The organism is Frigidibacter sp., assembly GCF_030695035.1.
Classification (GTDB): Bacteria; Pseudomonadota; Alphaproteobacteria; order Rhodobacterales; family Rhodobacteraceae; genus Frigidibacter.
Map to the genome: position 1 here is coordinate 1 of NZ_JAUYTT010000027.1, position 14983 is coordinate 14983.

Genomic DNA, 14983 nt, shown 5'->3' on the forward strand with positions numbered 1-14983 from the left:
CGAAGCCGTCGGCGGTGACGGTGACGATCTGCTCGACGCCCTGCCATTCGCGCAGGAGGCGCGTGCCCGTGATGGGGCGGTCGCGGTCGGCGCGGATGCTGCGCTTCTTCCTGTCGCCGCCGTCCAGTTCTTCGCCCAGCCGCTCAAGCCGCCGGATCGTCTCGGGCTTCAGCCCGCCATAGGCGAGTTCTTGGATGCGATACGCGATGCGGCTTTCGAGATAGCGGCGATTGAAGGGTGGCGGCTCGCTGTCGAACAGGTCGCGCCACTGTTGCTTCAGGTCGGGCGTCGGTGTGGTCTTGAGCGCAGCCAGGCGCGCGGGGATGGGATCGGGCTTGTTCATGCATTTCTCCGATGAGTTGGAGTTGCATGACGGCATTGGTCGGGCGGATAGTGTAGGCAACGTTCTCCAGTATCGTCAGATACTTCGCTCCCATCCCGCATCCGCAACCGAACCAGCCCGAGCGCCAGCAGGCCGCATAGCTCAGTGCGGCGCTCTTCGGGCGTCATCTGGTCGGGCGGGAGCGGATTGGGGCGTTTCATGCAGCCGACCGCTCCGCACGGCCAAGAACGGCAGCGGTGATCGCGCCGCGGTTCCAACGGAAGTTCAGATGGCAGTTGGCGGCGTATTTCGACAGGCTGAAATCCAGCCCATTGGCCTCGTGCCCCGCGCGTTGCAGCAGGTCCATCTGTTTCATGGTCGCCGGGTCGTTCAGCCAGCGACGGCTCTTGATCGAGGCGGTCCCCGTCTCGGTGGCGCGCAGGAAATCGTCTGCGGCGGCGAGCGCCTGCACCCGGGTGCCGATGGCGAGCGGCCGGATCGCCCTGCCTTTCGGCTGTCCGAGCGCGTGCCAGAGCGCGCCATCATGGAACACCCCGGCCCAGCCATTGAACCCGCTCGCCATCATCGCCTGGCCGTCGCCATGCAAATCGCACCAGGCGAACGGGGACCGCTCCAGCAGGTCGATCTCCATCATGTCGAAGGCGGTCAGCAGTCGGGCCTCTGCTCGTTCCCGCGTGAAGACGTGACCGCAGAAATCGCAGACCGATGCTCCAAGCGGCAATTCAGCCTCACAGGTCGGGCACAGTTTCCACGGTGCCTGGCCGGGCTCAGGATCGTCCTCGTCGAGGGTGATCTCCTGTTCGAGCGACCCGTGCCGCAGCGCCGCGCCCGCGAAGTCGAGCACGACGCAGTCGGTTTTCACGATGCCTGGGAAACGCGCGGGATCGACCCGCCGCAGACCGCGACCGACTGCCTGGATGAAGGTGCCCTTGTGCAGCATGGGGCGCAGGATGCCGATGCAGCCGACGGGCTGGCTGTCGAAACCCTCGGTCAGGACCATGCAGTTCGTCAGCACCTGCACCTCGCCCCGGTCGAACCGGGCGATGAGGTCGGCGCGTGTCCGCGATGGCATCGCGCCCGAGATCGTCTCGGCTGTGACGCCGGCCGTGCGGAATGCATCGGCAACTGCATCGGCATGGTCGACCGTCGCACAGAAGAAGATGGTGCGCCGGTCCGCTGCCTTCGCCTGCCAGTGTTCGACGACGGCCTCGTTCAGCACCGAGCGGTTCAGCACCTTGTCTGCCGCGCGCATGTCGAAATCGCCGGCGGTGGCGCCCAGCCCGGCCAGTTCGTCCTCGACGCCGAGATCGATGGTGTAGGTGCGCGGTGGCACCAGGAGACCGCGACCGATCAGCGTGCCGATCTTCAGATGATAGCCGACATTGCTGAAGGTGCGGCGCAGGCTGCGGCCATCGCCGCGACCCGGCGTGGCCGAGAGCCCGAGCAGCTTGATCTCCGGATTGAGCGCCCGGGCCTCGTCGATGATGGACTGATAGCTTTGCGCCGCGGAGCGGTGGCATTCGTCGATGACGAGATGCGAGACCGGCGCCATCCGCTCGCGCCGGCTGGCGCGCGCCAGGGTCTGGACGCTTCCGAAGACGATGCGGCCGTCCCAGTCGTCCTGCTCGGCCTTGACCACCGAGGTCGGCATTCCGGTGACAGTGCCGATGGCGCTGCGGTTCTGATCGATCAACTCGTCGGTGTGCTGCAGCACCAGAACGCGGTCGTGTTTGCGTTGCTCCAGTTCCTCGCCGATGTAGAAACCGGCGATGGCCGTCTTTCCCGCCCCGGTGGGCAGCACCAGCATGGTGTTGCCATGTGCGGCGGTGCGGTCGCGGGCGGCATCGACCGCCGCCCTCTGATAGTCGCGCGGAATCATGGCCGTCCCCCTCAGCGTGCCCAGAAGGGCGCGGAGCCGGAGGACGGCGCGCCCGACTGACCCATGCCGTTGTCCGCAAGCTGCGGGCCCGAGGCGGTGAACTGACCCTGCTGCGGTGGCTGGGGTACGCTGCCCATCACCCGAGCGTATTCGGCATGGTCGGCGCCGAGCGCGGCCTTGATGACGTTGCGCCCGGTGTCGTCGGACTTGTCCTTGTCGCGCTCGATGCCGATGCGCGCCACGAACTCCAGCCCGTTCAACTCGCCGAGGCTGCGGATCATCCGCGCGGCGCGGGCGGCGTTCGACTGGTCGTCGGCACGCACGCCGCGGGCGGATTCGAGGATGCCGCGGATCATGGCGCGCCCGCGGTTGCCGTAGGTGTCGTCGCCGGGACCGCCCGCAGCTTTTCCGCGAAAGCCGATGCGCGTGTAGATGCGACGCCGCGCGAACGGCCCCTCCATCACGACTGCCTCGGTATTTAGGTAGAGGGCTGGGCTGGTCTTGCTCTGGGTCAGCCAGCCTTCCGGGCCCGCGCCGCCGGGGCGGACGGTGAGGCAGACCTTGACCAGCGTGTTGGCCGGAATGAGGTCGAAAGCGGCGTCCTGCGTGTCCGCGCCGTTGAAATCCATGTCGCTCGCCATTGTCATGCTCCTTTCGTCGTCAGGGGATTGGGTGCGGTGGCGGCCGCGGGCAGATCGAAGTTCAGGCGGGCAGCGCCATCGGGGCGCGGACCACGGATCTTCGCCATGAGCCGCCCGAGATGGGCGGGCTCGATCATCGACAACCGGCCGCTGCGGTCCTTCGCAGGCAGGCCGAAATCGTTGATGGTGGTGCAGATGAATGCCCTGAACGGGTCACCCTTCTCGGGGCGCAGTTCGGTCAGGGTCACGACTTCGTCGACGATGCCGGGCAATTCGAGGCCGGTCTTCGATCCCTCGATCTGCATCGAGAAGAAAGGCTTGCCGAAGTCGTCGAGCTTGCGGTCGAGAAGACCGACCAGCCAGATGTTCTTGGCGGGCGTGTGCTGCAGATGCGTGAGCCAGCCGATCATCTCCTGGCCGAGCAACCCGTAGGTCGCGCGGAGATCCGGCTTGCCGGTGCGGTCGGACTGGGCCTGGGATTGGCCCTTGCACCACTGAAGGCAGATGCGAGAGGCGACGGAGATGCTGTCGACGAAGACCGTGTCGTACTTGTCGAGTTGGCTGGCGGGACCGAAGGCCGCGCAGACCCGCGCGAAGTGTCCGGGCCCATAGGACTGGTCGTCCCGCATGGCCGGGTTGGCGCCGCCGATCCAGGCGGCGAGATCGCGGGCGACCTCCCAGTCGCGGATGCGGACCTCGTCGCCGGGCCAGCCCTGAACGGCCAACTCGCCCGCCTCGAGGTTCAGGAAAAGCGTTCGCTGCGGATCGAGGGTCAGCAGCTGCGTGGTCTTGCCGATGCCGGAGGTGCCCGTGAGCACCCCCTTGATGCCGCGCGCCTCGCGCAGGCGTTCGTCGGCCGTGATGATGCGGAGCGGCCCGCCGCCGAAGGGGGCGCTCACTTGCCGCCCTCCAGATCCCGCACAGCGGCCGAAATGGCGATGTCCGCGCCACAGGCACCCTGGCGGCGCGCCATCTTCAATACGTCGCCAAGCGCACTCGTGAGCCGGTAGAGCTCGGACTGCTGCCGCGCCAGGGCGACAAGCGCGAACTCGATGTCGTCCACGGTGGCGCGCTCGATCGGCACCGCGCGGTTCGGCCTGTCGGACAGGGCCGGAACGTTGACCGTGTCGGGGATCGCCTCCATCCAGCTCGACTGGCGCAGGCGTTTGAGGGGGGAAGTCGTGAACATGGTGATGCTCCGTGTATTCGTCGGTTGGTGTCCAGGGATCGTCGGGAAGACTGCTGCCGGGCCTGACGCCGCCCTGGAGCTTGCGGTCGGAGTGTTTCCCCGCGTGGGGGTGTTGCATTCCTCCGAGGGCCCGGCATGAAACTTGGTGGAACCGGGTCGTCGCCGGTCCTGTTGTCACCTACTGGCGGGCCTCTGAGACTGTCGGGGCGGCGCCGAGATATGCGGCGAGATCAAGCGCCTCGGCCGCCTTCCGGATCGTGCCGAGCCGGGCGTAGACTGTGCTGCGATGGATCCCGAGGGCCTCGGCTGCCTCCGTCGGCGACATGTCGATCAGCGCCAGCGCGACATCCCTGCAGGTCGGTGTCAGCGCCGCGAGAAGGCGCCGGACATCGCGGACCAGCCCGAACGCCTCGTCCGGTGCGCGCGCGACGAGGGCGTGCAGCGCCACACTGTCAGGCAGGGTTTCCGCGAGCGGCAGCATCTCGTCATCGCCGCGACCCTCGGACGGAGTCTCGAAGTCGACCCACGCCCGCTCAGCCCGCAGGCGTTCGGTCGGCGCAGCCAGCGTGGCGATGCGGTTCGCCAGAACGCGATCGGCAAACGTGTCGTACTGACCGCGGGAGGGGTCGAACCTGTCGTCGCGGCGATAGAGGTGCAGACGCAGGTCCTGCTTGATGTCCTCGGCGTCCATGCCGGGGACCGAACCTGATCGAGCAAGCCGTTCGGCCCGGATAATGATGTTGCGGGAGACGCGCGAGCGCGCGTCGCAAATGGGGTGGAAACGCTCCATGAAGTTTCGCCTTCGTCCAGGTGGACGGGCACGCGGCCCGAGTGACCGGGACCGGCGAAAATTCGTTGGAGCGGCGGCCTTGGCGGGCTCAGAACAAAGAGAAACCGCTGAAACCCGGTTGGATTTCACCGGCTTGAGAGGCGAAATATTTTGAAGAAATTCTTGGGGTCAGTCAGCGAATTTTCGTCGGGATTGACCCAGCTTGCCCTGCTGGAGATCGTCGGCGTTCGCCACGAAACGGGCGACATACTCACCCCCGACCGTGGGTAGCGGATCGTCGGCAATCCCGAATGCGGTTCGCAGCACCTTGGAAAGCGCCTGTTTCTGTTTCTGGTGCTTCGAGGTGTCGGTGCTCTTCGCATGATGGACGGGGAGCCGGCCACCCTGCATCGCGAACGCTTTCAGATAGGCCCACGCCGCTTTCGGCTTGCCATTCTTGGCGCTCTTCAGCCCGAGACCATCGGGCTCGAACCTACGGGTCTCGCCCCGGAAACTCACGTTGACGACTTCATCGGCGACGAAGCGGATCCCGATTTCCTCCCATCGCGCGTTGCTCGGCAGCGCCCACGCCAGGTTGGAGACTGCGTTATCCGTCCCGCTCACGATCTGAGCGCGGAGATCGGCGAACACGACGGTCGATGGCTGGCAAGGCTGCAATAGCCCGCGGTCATCAAGGTGGACCAGATCCTCAAGCGCCATGCGCACGACACCTTCGCGATCCAGAGCGGCGGCAAGTTGCGGCGGGATTGATGACGATGTCGGGGCCAGCAGCAGTTTGGGTCCCAGGTGGGCAATCACGTCGTCAAATTGCGCCACGTCCTCGTGTGCCAGCGGCCCCGGCACGGTCAGGAAAACAGGAAAACCCCGGCCTGCAAACACATCATGTGAGCCGATCCTGAAGACCGGTCGACGGTCGAAACTTGCAGGACGGTCGGACAGGTCGAATGCTGCGGCGATGCTGCGCGCCAACCCGACACGGTCGAGGCCGTAGATCATTATGTCGTTCTTGTTCAGGTCGAGATCGGCGCAGGCCTTGGGGCTGTCACCACAGACAGCGCGGATGGTGCCGTCGTCGTGGTGCACGACTCGGCGGGGGCACCCCTCACCGCCTGGTGATGGGCAGGCGATGCTCGTCGCTGGCGTTCCGGTCGATCGCACCAGTGGCAGAAGGCAGTCGGGTCCGTCGACCACCACGCAGCCGAATTCATCGCCCAACAGGCTGGCCCATTCGCGCCGGTCTGTCGCTGCATCGATCAGCGCATCAAGCGTCTTCCAGAACTTCGAAATCCGCATCGTCATCCGCCCCTGCCGGAATCGCCCAGAACCCGCGAGCCTTCAGCCAGGCTTCGATGACCTCTTCGTCAGACTCCCGTTCATAGCGGGCAATGTTCGCGGGCCTTATCGTCACGGACCGCTCCCGCTTACTGCCGTCGAATGCAAACTTGAAGGTCGCGTGCGTGAACGCGCCGCCAGTGAGCCGCTTCTCCCAGTTTTCGCCATAGGCCTTGAACAGGTCCTCCGACTTGCGAATTTCCATCTCCGAAAATTTACCGGGCCATCGACGGCCGAACTCCACGAAGCGCACACCGGCAATTCCCTCGATATCCCCATGCGCCATTGCATCCGGCCCCAGTTCGCGCAGCGGGTCGAGTGTGTATCGCTCGGAGCGATCGAAATAATCCTCGCTGCCGAACAGCGCCTCACCGAACGTCTTGAGATAGAGTTCGCGCTCGCCCTTCGTTCCGGCGTTCACGCCGATCTCGTCGGTCATACTGTCGTAGATCAGCACGTCATGTTGTTGGGGCCGATAGAACGCAATTCCGCTTTCACCGTCGTCCTGGTGCTTCCCTTCCCGGCGCATCGGCATGCCGTGCCGCACGAGCAGCCAGATCTTCTCGCCTCTCGGGAACGCGAATATCCGGCTGTTGCGCCCCCTGCGCTTCACCTCGAACCAGTTGTCCATCCGGTCCTGCATGGTCTTCGCAATGGCGTCTGTGATGGACGGGAGCGCTGCGGCCTTTTTCTTCGGGCGCGAACCGGCGAAATACATGAAGTTGGAACGCTGGAACGCCACGGTTTCGGCATGCTGGCGCTGAAGCAGCATGGGCTGAGCAAGCCAGATCTGGACCGATACATCGGCCAACGAAACCTCGTGATCCTTGTCGATCTCAATGCCCGCCGCTGCTGCGCGGTCGAGCAACTCGTCCATCGCCTCATGGGACGCGGTTTCGTGCACGTAATAGAGCGCGTTGACCATGTCCTCGGGAACTGAAGCATCGGGATTCATGAGTACGTCAGCGATGGCATCGAGCGGCATGTCATCTGTCGAACACGCGGCGAGGTCGAGCTTGCGGGACTTGAAGTAGTCCTTCCAAGGCTCAAGAAACGCTTTAAGTCTCGCGGGAGCAATGTGCTTGAGGCGGGCTGGGTTGCTGAAAATCCTTGGATTAAATGCTGGCATCGGCCTCGTTGCTCCTGAAATTGTTACGGTCCGCAAGATTAGGAAGGAATCGCGCTCGCCACAAGATTGTGTTCCCGTAAGGTTCTGTGCGCGCCATCCGACAGTCCGCCACCCCCGCCGGTAGGTGAGGAGAGCATCTGGAGCTCTCCCATGAACAGCATCTACCCGGCGCGCCGCGCCATCCCGCATTCCCTCACGCCAGCGCCCTCTAGCGGGGTCGGCGCATGATAGATCCAGACGAACGCGAACAGGCAGCCCTGCGCGCAGCCCTCCGCAACATGGCCGAACTCATGGCCGAGTTCGGGTGGACTACGCGGTTCGCGGATCTCACCGAGGCACAAGCGCTCGCGCTCGCGACGGCCGCCGTCGACGGTTTCCAGGAGGCGATGCAGACCAGCGCGCCCCGGCCGGATCCGGAGGTGCCGTTCTGATGGATGCCGTTTTCGACTTCAACCATCGGGAGAAGCCGCCCAGTTTCGCGGACGCCGTCAATGCCTGCATCGACACCGCCCTCGTGGCGGAACAGGCCGAACGTCCCCAACGCGACTATCTCGGAGGCAGTCGGCTGGGCGACATCTGCCAGCGCAGGCTGCAGTATGAATACCTGAAGACGCCGAAGGACCCGGCTGCCGGGTTCTCGGGCAAGTCCCTGCGGATCTTCGCGCTCGGGCACGTTCTCGAAGACCTGGCCATCGTCTGGCTGCGCAGGGCCGGGTTCGACCTTCGCGCGCGCAATCGCCATGGCGATCAGTTCGGCTTTTCGGTCGTGGGCGGACGTGTGCAAGGCCATGCCGACGGGGTGGTCGTCGCCGCGCCGAACGGCATGGCGGTTCCTGCGCTCTGGGAGTGCAAATCGGCGAACGCCAAGAACTGGCGGGAAATCGCGAAGCACGGCGTCGGAAAGGCCAAGCCAGTCTACGCCGCGCAGATCGCGCTCTACCAGGCCTATCTCGGCCTGACCGAGGCGCCCGCGCTCTTCACGGCGATCAACAAGGACACGTGCGAGATCTGGCACGAACTCGTGCCGTTCGATGCCGCACTCGCCCAGTCCGCCAGCGACAAGGCGGTGACAATCCTGCGCGCCTGTGATGCGGGTGAAATTCTTCCCCGCCACACGGCCGACCCCGACCACTTCGAATGCCGCTTCTGTGCGTGGCGGGAACGGTGCTGGGCATGACGGTCCCGTCCGACACCATCGCGCCCGACGACGTCGCGCCCGACGCTGAAATGATCGCGATCTATGCCGACGTGGTGTTCGGCTACTGCGACGGCTGGGTGCCGGTCCGTGCGCTCGCAGAGAAAGGCGCGGGCGATGGCCCGCCGCATGTGCCCTTCATCGAAGCGGACGCCACGCTAGCCGCGAAACTCGCGCTTCAGGCGACATGGGCGAGCGACGCTGGCATGGCCCTGTTCGTTGCGCCCGGCACAGTCGCGGCCCCAGGCGACGCACGGGCCGAGAGCATCGTGCAGACGCAAGTGGTGCTCGTCGATCTCGACCATGGCGACATCTGTTCGAAGCGTGACCATCTCGTGCAGCATCTCGGAAGACCGACACTCGAGGTCGGGTCCGGTGGTGTCACCGCCGAGGGCCAGCGCAAGCTGCACCTCTACTGGCGTCTGACCGAGCCCGCCGAAGGCGAAGACATCGCCACGGTCTGCCGTGCCCGGCACATGATCGCCGCGAAGGTTGGTGGCGACCCTTCGTTCCGGTCCGCGCACCAGCCGATCCGCGTCGCGGGATCGATCCACGCCAAACAGGGTCTTCGGCGGCCGGTGCAGATCCTGAACCACGATCCTCGCGATCACGACCTTGGCGAGCTGCTCGAGGCGATCATCGCGATGCCGCCGCTCGAAGGCGAGAACGGGCTCGATTTCAACATGGCCGCCACCGAGCGTGGCAGCGTGACCGAGTTGTTCGGCCGCCAGGTCCGCGAAGGCGGCGTGGATGGCACCACCCGATTCGACGCGCTGTCGCGCGTGATCGGCTACTGGATCCGCCGTGCCCGCGAAGGCCACGTGCCGCGCGAACAAGCGTGGGAGGAAATCGTCTCCTATAACGCGGCCCGCGTTGCCCCTCCCTGGCCGGAGGATCGGCTGCGCGAGGAAGCCGAGCGCCTCTGGAAACGCGACGCCGCCCGCAACGGCGAGATCGATGACGAGGATGACGGTCCCGATGGCGGCGGCCCTGCTGGCGGAGGGCATGATGGGCCGGTGCCAGTGCGCTTCACCGAGGATGCGCTCGCCGCAACCTTTGCCGCCCGACATGCCGAGACATGGCGCTACGTCGCGGGCTGGGGACAATGGCTGACCTGGTCGGGCAAGCTCTGGCGGCGCGAGGAGACGCTGCAGGCCTTCGATCTGGCCCGGATGATCTGCCGCGAGGCGGCGGCGCGCGCCGGGTCTGCGCGACTCAAGGCGAAGCTTTCCAGCGCTGCGACCGTCTCTGCTGTGGAGCGGCTTGCCCGTTCCGACCGCCGCCACGCAACCACGACGGAGCCGTGGGATCGCGATCCCTGGCTGTTGAACACGCCCGGTGGCGTGGTCGATTTGCGCAGCGGCGCCTCGCTGCTCCACGACCCCGGCCTCTTCATGACCCGTATTGCCGGGGCATCGGTCGCAGACGCCTGTCCGGTTTGGCTCGGCTTTCTCGAGACAGTCACGGGCGGGGATGGCGAACTGCAATCCTACCTGCAGCGCATGGCGGGCTACTGCCTGACGGGCGTGACCACCGAGCACGCGCTGTTCTTTCTCTACGGTACCGGCGCAAACGGGAAATCGGTCTTCGCCAACACCCTGACCGCCATCCTCGGCGACTACGCCACCGTCGCGCCGATGGACATGTTCATGGCCACGCAGGGTGATCGCCACCCGACCGACATGGCCGGGCTGCGCGGGGCGCGCATCGTCACGTCCATCGAAACGGAACAGGGCAGCCGCTGGGCAGAGAGCAAGCTGAAGGCGCTGACGGGGGGCGACAAGATCACGGCCCGCTTCATGCGGCAGGATTTCTTCGAGTTCATCCCGCAGTTCAAGCTGCTGATCGTCGGCAACCACAAGCCTTCCATCCGCAACGTGGACGAGGCGATGAAGCGGCGCCTGCACATGGTGCCCTTCACCGTCACCATCCCGCCCGCGCGGCGCGACAAGCACCTGGCGGACAGGCTGCTGGCCGAACGCGATGGGATCCTCGCGTGGGCGCTCGAGGGCTGCATCGAATGGCAGCGGACAGGCCTGCGCCCGCCGCCCGCCGTGATGGCCGCGACAGAGGACTACTTCGAGGCGGAAGACGCCATCGGTCGCTGGATCGACGAGCGCTGCTCTGTCGGGTTGCACCTCAGCGCCAGCACCTCCGCGATGTTCGCCGACTGGAAGGCGTGGGCCGATGCGAACGGCGAGTTCGCGGGCTCGGTCAAGCGCTTCTCGGAAGCCCTGATCGTCCGGGGATTCGAGCGTCACAACACCCGCGCGGCCAAAGGCTTCCGGGGCATCGCCCTCGATGACAGTAACTCTGATCTTTTCTCGGGAGAATAGGAAAATGCTAATGAAATCAGGCTGTGTGACGGATGTGACGGATCATACCTATAAGACCGTTACGCACGCGCATGTGCGCGCCTGTGGAGCGGATAGGGAACCATCCGTCACATCCGTCACACCCGTCACCCACCCCCCGGTTCCGATGCGGGAGGGTGGTGGACTGCTCCGCTGCATCCTCGCGCTCGACCTCGGCACCTCGACCGGCTGGGCGATCCGCGGCCATGACGGCCTGATCACCAGCGGCACCATCTCGCTGCGTCCCGGCCGCTTCGACGGCGGCGGCATGCGCTACCTGCGCTTCACCAACTGGCTGACCGAGATCGACCGGCTGTCGGGGCCCGTCGCCGCGATCTGGTTCGAGGAAGTCCGCCGCCACGCGGGCACCGACGCGAGCCACATCTACGGCGGGCTCATGGCCACGCTGACCGCATGGGCTGAGCTGCGGGGTGTGCCCTACGAGGGCGTCCCGGTCGGCACGATCAAGCGTCACGCCGCTGGCAAGGGCAATGCCGACAAGGCCGCCATGGTCGCAGCCGTCCGCGCCCGCGGCTTCAGCCCGGCCGACGACAACGAGGCCGACGCCATCGCCATCCTGCTCTGGGCGATCGAGACGAACGGGGGTGTCGCATGAGATCGCATCCCCATGGTTACGGCGGCCAGCGCCGGGATCCCGAACAGGTCAAGCGCGAGGGCTGGCAGGAACAGGGCGTCCTCGCGGTCTCCGCCGATGACGACCGCCTCACCTGGCCCGAGCGTGAACTGGTCCGCCAGCTCGGCGAGAAGCTCTACGGCCCGCGCCCTTCCGACAGTGAGGCGCGCCATGGCTGATCGCGAATGGACCGCCGACTGCGTCGCCGATCATTTCGAGGAGGCGTTCCGCACCCTGCGCAAGCTGCCGCCGGTGAAGGCGCAGGGCTACTTCAACACCTGGCCCGACATCGTGCGGACCAGCCGCGAGATCGCGGCGATGGAGCCGCAGCCGATGCGGGTCTGGCCCTCGGCCGCCGCGATCACCCGGCTCGAACAGACCTTCGACTGGGTGCTCTGGATCGAGGAGGCGGAGCGCAAGCTGGTCTGGTCGCGCGCCGCCCGCGTGCCGTGGAAGCAGATCAGCGGCGAGCTCGGCTGCGACCGCACGACCGCATGGCGGCGCTGGCAGCTGGCGCTGACCAAGATCGCCGCCCGCCTGAATGCGCAGTGACTCCAATGTGTTGCAACACTTTTCCCTTCGACATCTGCAACAGATCCATGCTATTCCGAAGGCAAGATGGGGAGAGTGCGCTGGAAAGCTCGCTCTCCCCTTTGCGTTGACGGGGGCCTCCTGGACCCCGGCATCCAGCCAGGGTCCAGCCGGGGTCCAGCCCACGGCAGTTTCCGGTTCCTTCCTGGCGATATTCGTATGCTGGCGGGCGAAGCGCGGAACTTCGCCAGCGTCAGGGCCGGATTTTTGGGAAGCCACCCGGAAGCCGGAGCCACGCGCGCCCCGCGCAAGCACCAATGAACGCTGACCTTTCGACCGGACACCGCTGGTGGCCGCTGGACTCCGCTTGGAGTCCGGCCCGGCATCCGGAGTCCGGAAGCCACCGGCATCCACCCGACCGAGGAACCTTGCCCACCATGACGCTGAGCTTCGCCCCGGACGCGATCGAGACGTGGCCGCTGTCGCGCCTCCAGCCCTACGCGAAGAACGCGAAGGCGCATGGCGCGGACCAGGTCGCGAAGATCGCCGCCAGCATGGCCGAGTTCGGCTGGACCGTGCCGTGCCTCGTGGCGGAGGACGGCGAGCTCATCGCAGGCCATGGCCGCGTGCTGGCCGCGACGCAGCTGGGGCTGACCGAAGCGCCGGTGATCGTGCTCGGGCATCTGACCGAGGCGCAGCGCCGGGCTTACCGGATCGCGGACAACAAGCTGACGGAACTCGGGACCTGGGACGAGGCGCTGCTGTCGGCCGAACTGAACGACCTTCTGGCCGAGGATTTCGACCTGTCGCTGGTCGGCTTTTCCGACGGTGAGTTGGACAGGCTGCTGGCCTACGTCGCGGAAGACGACGGTGAAGAAGGTGGCGCCGGGGGCTCCGTGCCCCCGGTGACCATCCCCGAGCCGCCGCGCAATCCTGCCTCGCAGACCGGCGATCTGTGGATCCTCGGCGATCACCGTCTGCTTTGCGGTGACAGCACCAGCGCGGCCGATGTGCGCCGCCTGATGAATGGCGAACGGGCGATCCTGTTCGCCACCGACCCGCCGTATCTCGTCGATTATGATGGCTCGAACCATCCGACCCGCAACAAGGACTGGTCCGCGTCCTATGGCACCACGTGGGACGACTCCTCGCAGGGCGCGGACCTCTACGACGGGTTCATCGCGGCGGCCGTGGCCGAAGCGATCTCCGAGGATGCGGCCTGGTACTGCTGGCACGCCTCGCGCCGCCAGGCGATGCTGGAGGCTTGCTGGGAAAAGGCGGGCGCCTTCGTCCATCAACAGATCATCTGGGTGAAGGACCGCGGGGTTCTGACCCGCTCCCATTACCTCTGGAAACACGAGCCCTGCTTCATGGGCTGGCGCCGCCCCAACCGTCCGCCGAAGGTGGCCGAGGAAACGCTGCCATCGACATGGGCGCTGCCTAGCTTCGCCAAGGACGACCGGCCCGACCATCCGACGCCGAAACCGCTCGACGCCTTCGGCATCCCGATGCGCCAGCATGTGGCGCGGGGCGGCCTCTGCTATGAGCCGTTCTCCGGCTCCGGATCGCAGATCATGGCGGGCGAGGCCAACGGCCGCCGCGTCTTCGCAATGGAAATCAGCCCGGCCTATGTCGATGTCGCCGTGGAACGCTGGCAGGCCGAAACCGGCCGCGGCGCGATCCTCGATGGCGATGGTCGGACCTTCGCGCAGGTGAGGACCGAGCGGCTGGGCGACGACGCCGACGCCTCGGCCGATGCCCCAGCAACGGACGCCGAACCCGCGCGCAAGCGCCAGACCGCCGCGTGACATGCATGACCTGGCTTTACCTTCCTCCGGAGACACTTCCGGAGCCGGAGACGCATGCCTCTTCGGCCTCTCCCTCTGCTCCGGCGCAGGCGGGCTCGATCTCGGGCTCACCATCGCCATCCCCGGATATCGTGCTGTGGGCCATGTCGAACGGGAAACCTTCGCCGCAGCCACTCTCGTGGCGCGGATGGAAGACGCGTCCCTGGATCAGGCTGTTGTCTGGGACGATGTTGGAACCTTCGACGGCCGCCCATGGCGCGGCGCGGTGGACATCGTCACTGCGGGCTATCCGTGCCAGCCGTTCTCGGTCGCGGGAAAGCGCCGGGGCGCGGACGACCCACGCCACCTCTGGCCGCATGTCGCCCGCATCATCGCCGAGGTTGAACCGCCCTTCGTCTTCCTCGAGAATGTCGCCCATCATCTCCGCCTCGGCTTCCCCGAAGTCGCCAGCGGACTGGTCGGCATGGGCTACCGCCTTGCGGCAGGCCTCTTCACGGCGGCGGAGGTTGGCGCGCCCCACAAACGCGAGCGGCTCTTCATCCTCGCCATCCGCCAAGGGGACGACCTGGCCGACCCCACGCGCCTGCTCTGGCACCCGGTCGAGTGGCGGGAACCGGACGGAACTGCTGCGGCTCTGGCCGACGCCGAGGGCCAGCGCCAACGAGAACCGGCAGACGAAGCCGACGCCGTCGCAGGCAGCGGGTCAGCACGGCATGAACCTCGCGACGACGGCCGCGATGTGGCCCACGCCGCAGATCGACAGCTTCCGCAGTCGGGGCGGCGAGCGGAAGGACGAAAAGGGTCTGGACCGCATGGCGCGCGACTGGCCGACGCCAATGGCGAACGACGGCTGCAAGCGGAGCGCGGGCAACCGCAAGACGGCCGACCTGACCCATGCGGCGGGGATGTGGATGACGCCGACAGCGCGGGATCACAAGGATGGAGCGACGACCTTGGCGAACACGCCGGTGAACGGCCTGCTTGGCCGCCAGGTCCTGGTGACGCCGATGGCTGGGAGCGATACCTGCGATGTGCGCCAGACCTCACATGGGCATTTCGATGTCAACGGTTGGCGGTCACATGATGGTGCTCCTTGTGTTTCAGGATCCGAGGTCCGAGCCCGAATGCATGACGCGGCCCGGTCCCGGGCACGATCAA

16 protein-coding genes and 1 pseudogene are annotated in these 14983 nt (G+C 66.4%); 9 read left to right on the top strand and 8 right to left on the bottom strand.

What is annotated here, in order from left to right:
- From Q8S30_RS20850 to Q8S30_RS20885, 8 genes are all read right to left on the bottom strand, one after another.
- On the bottom strand, positions 1–343 hold a 343-nt coding region (locus Q8S30_RS20850; RefSeq protein ID WP_305667950.1), incomplete at its 3' end, for a DUF2924 domain-containing protein.
- Positions 344–539: 196 nt separating this feature from the next.
- Positions 540–2222 carry a DEAD/DEAH box helicase gene (locus tag Q8S30_RS20855; RefSeq protein WP_305667951.1) on the bottom strand — a complete coding sequence of 561 codons (1683 nt, stop codon included), beginning with the start codon at positions 2220–2222 and terminating at the stop codon, positions 540–542.
- Positions 2223–2233: 11 nt separating this feature from the next.
- Complete coding sequence (locus tag Q8S30_RS20860) at positions 2234–2863, bottom strand: hypothetical protein (RefSeq protein WP_305667952.1); 630 nt, start codon at positions 2861–2863, stop codon at positions 2234–2236.
- A gap of 2 nt (positions 2864–2865) precedes the next feature.
- The gene (locus Q8S30_RS20865; RefSeq protein WP_305667953.1) at positions 2866–3762 is read right to left on the bottom strand and encodes an ATP-binding protein; all 897 of its coding nucleotides are present in this window, start codon (positions 3760–3762) and stop codon (positions 2866–2868) included.
- Complete coding sequence (locus Q8S30_RS20870) at positions 3759–4052, bottom strand: hypothetical protein (protein ID WP_305667954.1); 294 nt, start codon at positions 4050–4052, stop codon at positions 3759–3761. Before Q8S30_RS20870 ends, Q8S30_RS20865 begins: the two co-directional genes overlap by 4 nt.
- A gap of 178 nt (positions 4053–4230) precedes the next feature.
- Positions 4231–4842: a sigma-70 family RNA polymerase sigma factor gene (locus Q8S30_RS20875; RefSeq protein WP_305667955.1), complete on the bottom strand. Its 612-nt coding sequence runs from the start codon at positions 4840–4842 to the stop codon at positions 4231–4233.
- Between the two features lie 168 nt (positions 4843–5010).
- Positions 5011–6135: a hypothetical protein gene (locus Q8S30_RS20880; RefSeq protein ID WP_305667956.1), complete on the bottom strand. Its 1125-nt coding sequence runs from the start codon at positions 6133–6135 to the stop codon at positions 5011–5013.
- Entirely contained in the window at positions 6104–7303 is a 1200-nt protein-coding gene (locus tag Q8S30_RS20885; protein ID WP_305667957.1) for a hypothetical protein, read from the bottom strand. The genes Q8S30_RS20880 and Q8S30_RS20885 overlap by 32 nt, the downstream gene beginning before the upstream one ends.
- Before the next feature lie 224 nt (positions 7304–7527).
- Between Q8S30_RS20885 and Q8S30_RS20890 the strand changes: the two genes are divergently transcribed.
- The 9 genes and pseudogenes from Q8S30_RS20890 to Q8S30_RS20930 form a co-directional block, all read left to right on the top strand.
- Complete coding sequence (locus tag Q8S30_RS20890; RefSeq protein WP_305667958.1) at positions 7528–7734, top strand: DUF6511 domain-containing protein; 207 nt, start codon at positions 7528–7530, stop codon at positions 7732–7734.
- Positions 7734–8480 (top strand): hypothetical protein, encoded by a 747-nt coding sequence (locus tag Q8S30_RS20895; protein ID WP_305667959.1) that lies wholly within the window; start codon positions 7734–7736, stop codon positions 8478–8480. Before Q8S30_RS20890 ends, Q8S30_RS20895 begins: the two co-directional genes overlap by 1 nt.
- On the top strand, positions 8477–10834 hold the full coding sequence (locus Q8S30_RS20900; RefSeq protein ID WP_305667960.1) for a phage/plasmid primase, P4 family: 2358 nt from the start codon (positions 8477–8479) through the stop codon (positions 10832–10834). The genes Q8S30_RS20895 and Q8S30_RS20900 overlap by 4 nt, the downstream gene beginning before the upstream one ends.
- Before the next feature lie 145 nt (positions 10835–10979).
- Positions 10980–11468 (top strand): hypothetical protein, encoded by a 489-nt coding sequence (locus tag Q8S30_RS20905; protein WP_305667961.1) that lies wholly within the window; start codon positions 10980–10982, stop codon positions 11466–11468.
- Entirely contained in the window at positions 11465–11665 is a 201-nt protein-coding gene (locus tag Q8S30_RS20910; protein ID WP_305667962.1) for a hypothetical protein, read from the top strand. The genes Q8S30_RS20905 and Q8S30_RS20910 overlap by 4 nt, the downstream gene beginning before the upstream one ends.
- Positions 11658–12038: a DUF6362 family protein gene (locus Q8S30_RS20915; protein ID WP_018303644.1), complete on the top strand. Its 381-nt coding sequence runs from the start codon at positions 11658–11660 to the stop codon at positions 12036–12038. Before Q8S30_RS20910 ends, Q8S30_RS20915 begins: the two co-directional genes overlap by 8 nt.
- 416 nt (positions 12039–12454) lie before the next feature.
- The gene (locus Q8S30_RS20920) at positions 12455–13825 is read left to right on the top strand and encodes a site-specific DNA-methyltransferase (protein WP_066813822.1); all 1371 of its coding nucleotides are present in this window, start codon (positions 12455–12457) and stop codon (positions 13823–13825) included.
- Between the two features lies 1 nt (position 13826).
- Positions 13827–14336 (top strand): annotated as a pseudogene (locus tag Q8S30_RS20925) (DNA cytosine methyltransferase); the annotation flags it as partial.
- Between the two features lie 202 nt (positions 14337–14538).
- A partial coding sequence (locus Q8S30_RS20930; protein WP_305667963.1) for a hypothetical protein occupies positions 14539–14983 on the top strand: 445 nt, incomplete at its 3' end.

Bases quoted from the DNA above. Each gene is read 5' to 3' on its own strand.
- Q8S30_RS20855 (WP_305667951.1), bottom strand. From the start codon at position 2,222: ATGATTCCGCGCGACTATCAGAGGGCGGCGGTCGATGCCGCCCGCGAC.
- Q8S30_RS20860 (WP_305667952.1), bottom strand. From the start codon at position 2,863: ATGGCGAGCGACATGGATTTCAACGGCGCGGACACGCAGGACGCCGCT.
- Q8S30_RS20870 (WP_305667954.1), bottom strand. From the start codon at position 4,052: ATGTTCACGACTTCCCCCCTCAAACGCCTGCGCCAGTCGAGCTGGATG.
- Q8S30_RS20875 (WP_305667955.1), bottom strand. From the start codon at position 4,842: ATGGAGCGTTTCCACCCCATTTGCGACGCGCGCTCGCGCGTCTCCCGC.
- Q8S30_RS20880 (WP_305667956.1), bottom strand. From the start codon at position 6,135: ATGCGGATTTCGAAGTTCTGGAAGACGCTTGATGCGCTGATCGATGCA.
- Q8S30_RS20885 (WP_305667957.1), bottom strand. From the start codon at position 7,303: ATGCCAGCATTTAATCCAAGGATTTTCAGCAACCCAGCCCGCCTCAAG.
- Q8S30_RS20890 (WP_305667958.1), top strand. From the start codon at position 7,528: ATGATAGATCCAGACGAACGCGAACAGGCAGCCCTGCGCGCAGCCCTC.
- Q8S30_RS20895 (WP_305667959.1), top strand. From the start codon at position 7,734: ATGGATGCCGTTTTCGACTTCAACCATCGGGAGAAGCCGCCCAGTTTC.
- Q8S30_RS20900 (WP_305667960.1), top strand. From the start codon at position 8,477: ATGACGGTCCCGTCCGACACCATCGCGCCCGACGACGTCGCGCCCGAC.
- Q8S30_RS20905 (WP_305667961.1), top strand. From the start codon at position 10,980: ATGCGGGAGGGTGGTGGACTGCTCCGCTGCATCCTCGCGCTCGACCTC.
- Q8S30_RS20910 (WP_305667962.1), top strand. From the start codon at position 11,465: ATGAGATCGCATCCCCATGGTTACGGCGGCCAGCGCCGGGATCCCGAA.
- Q8S30_RS20915 (WP_018303644.1), top strand. From the start codon at position 11,658: ATGGCTGATCGCGAATGGACCGCCGACTGCGTCGCCGATCATTTCGAG.
- Q8S30_RS20920 (WP_066813822.1), top strand. From the start codon at position 12,455: ATGACGCTGAGCTTCGCCCCGGACGCGATCGAGACGTGGCCGCTGTCG.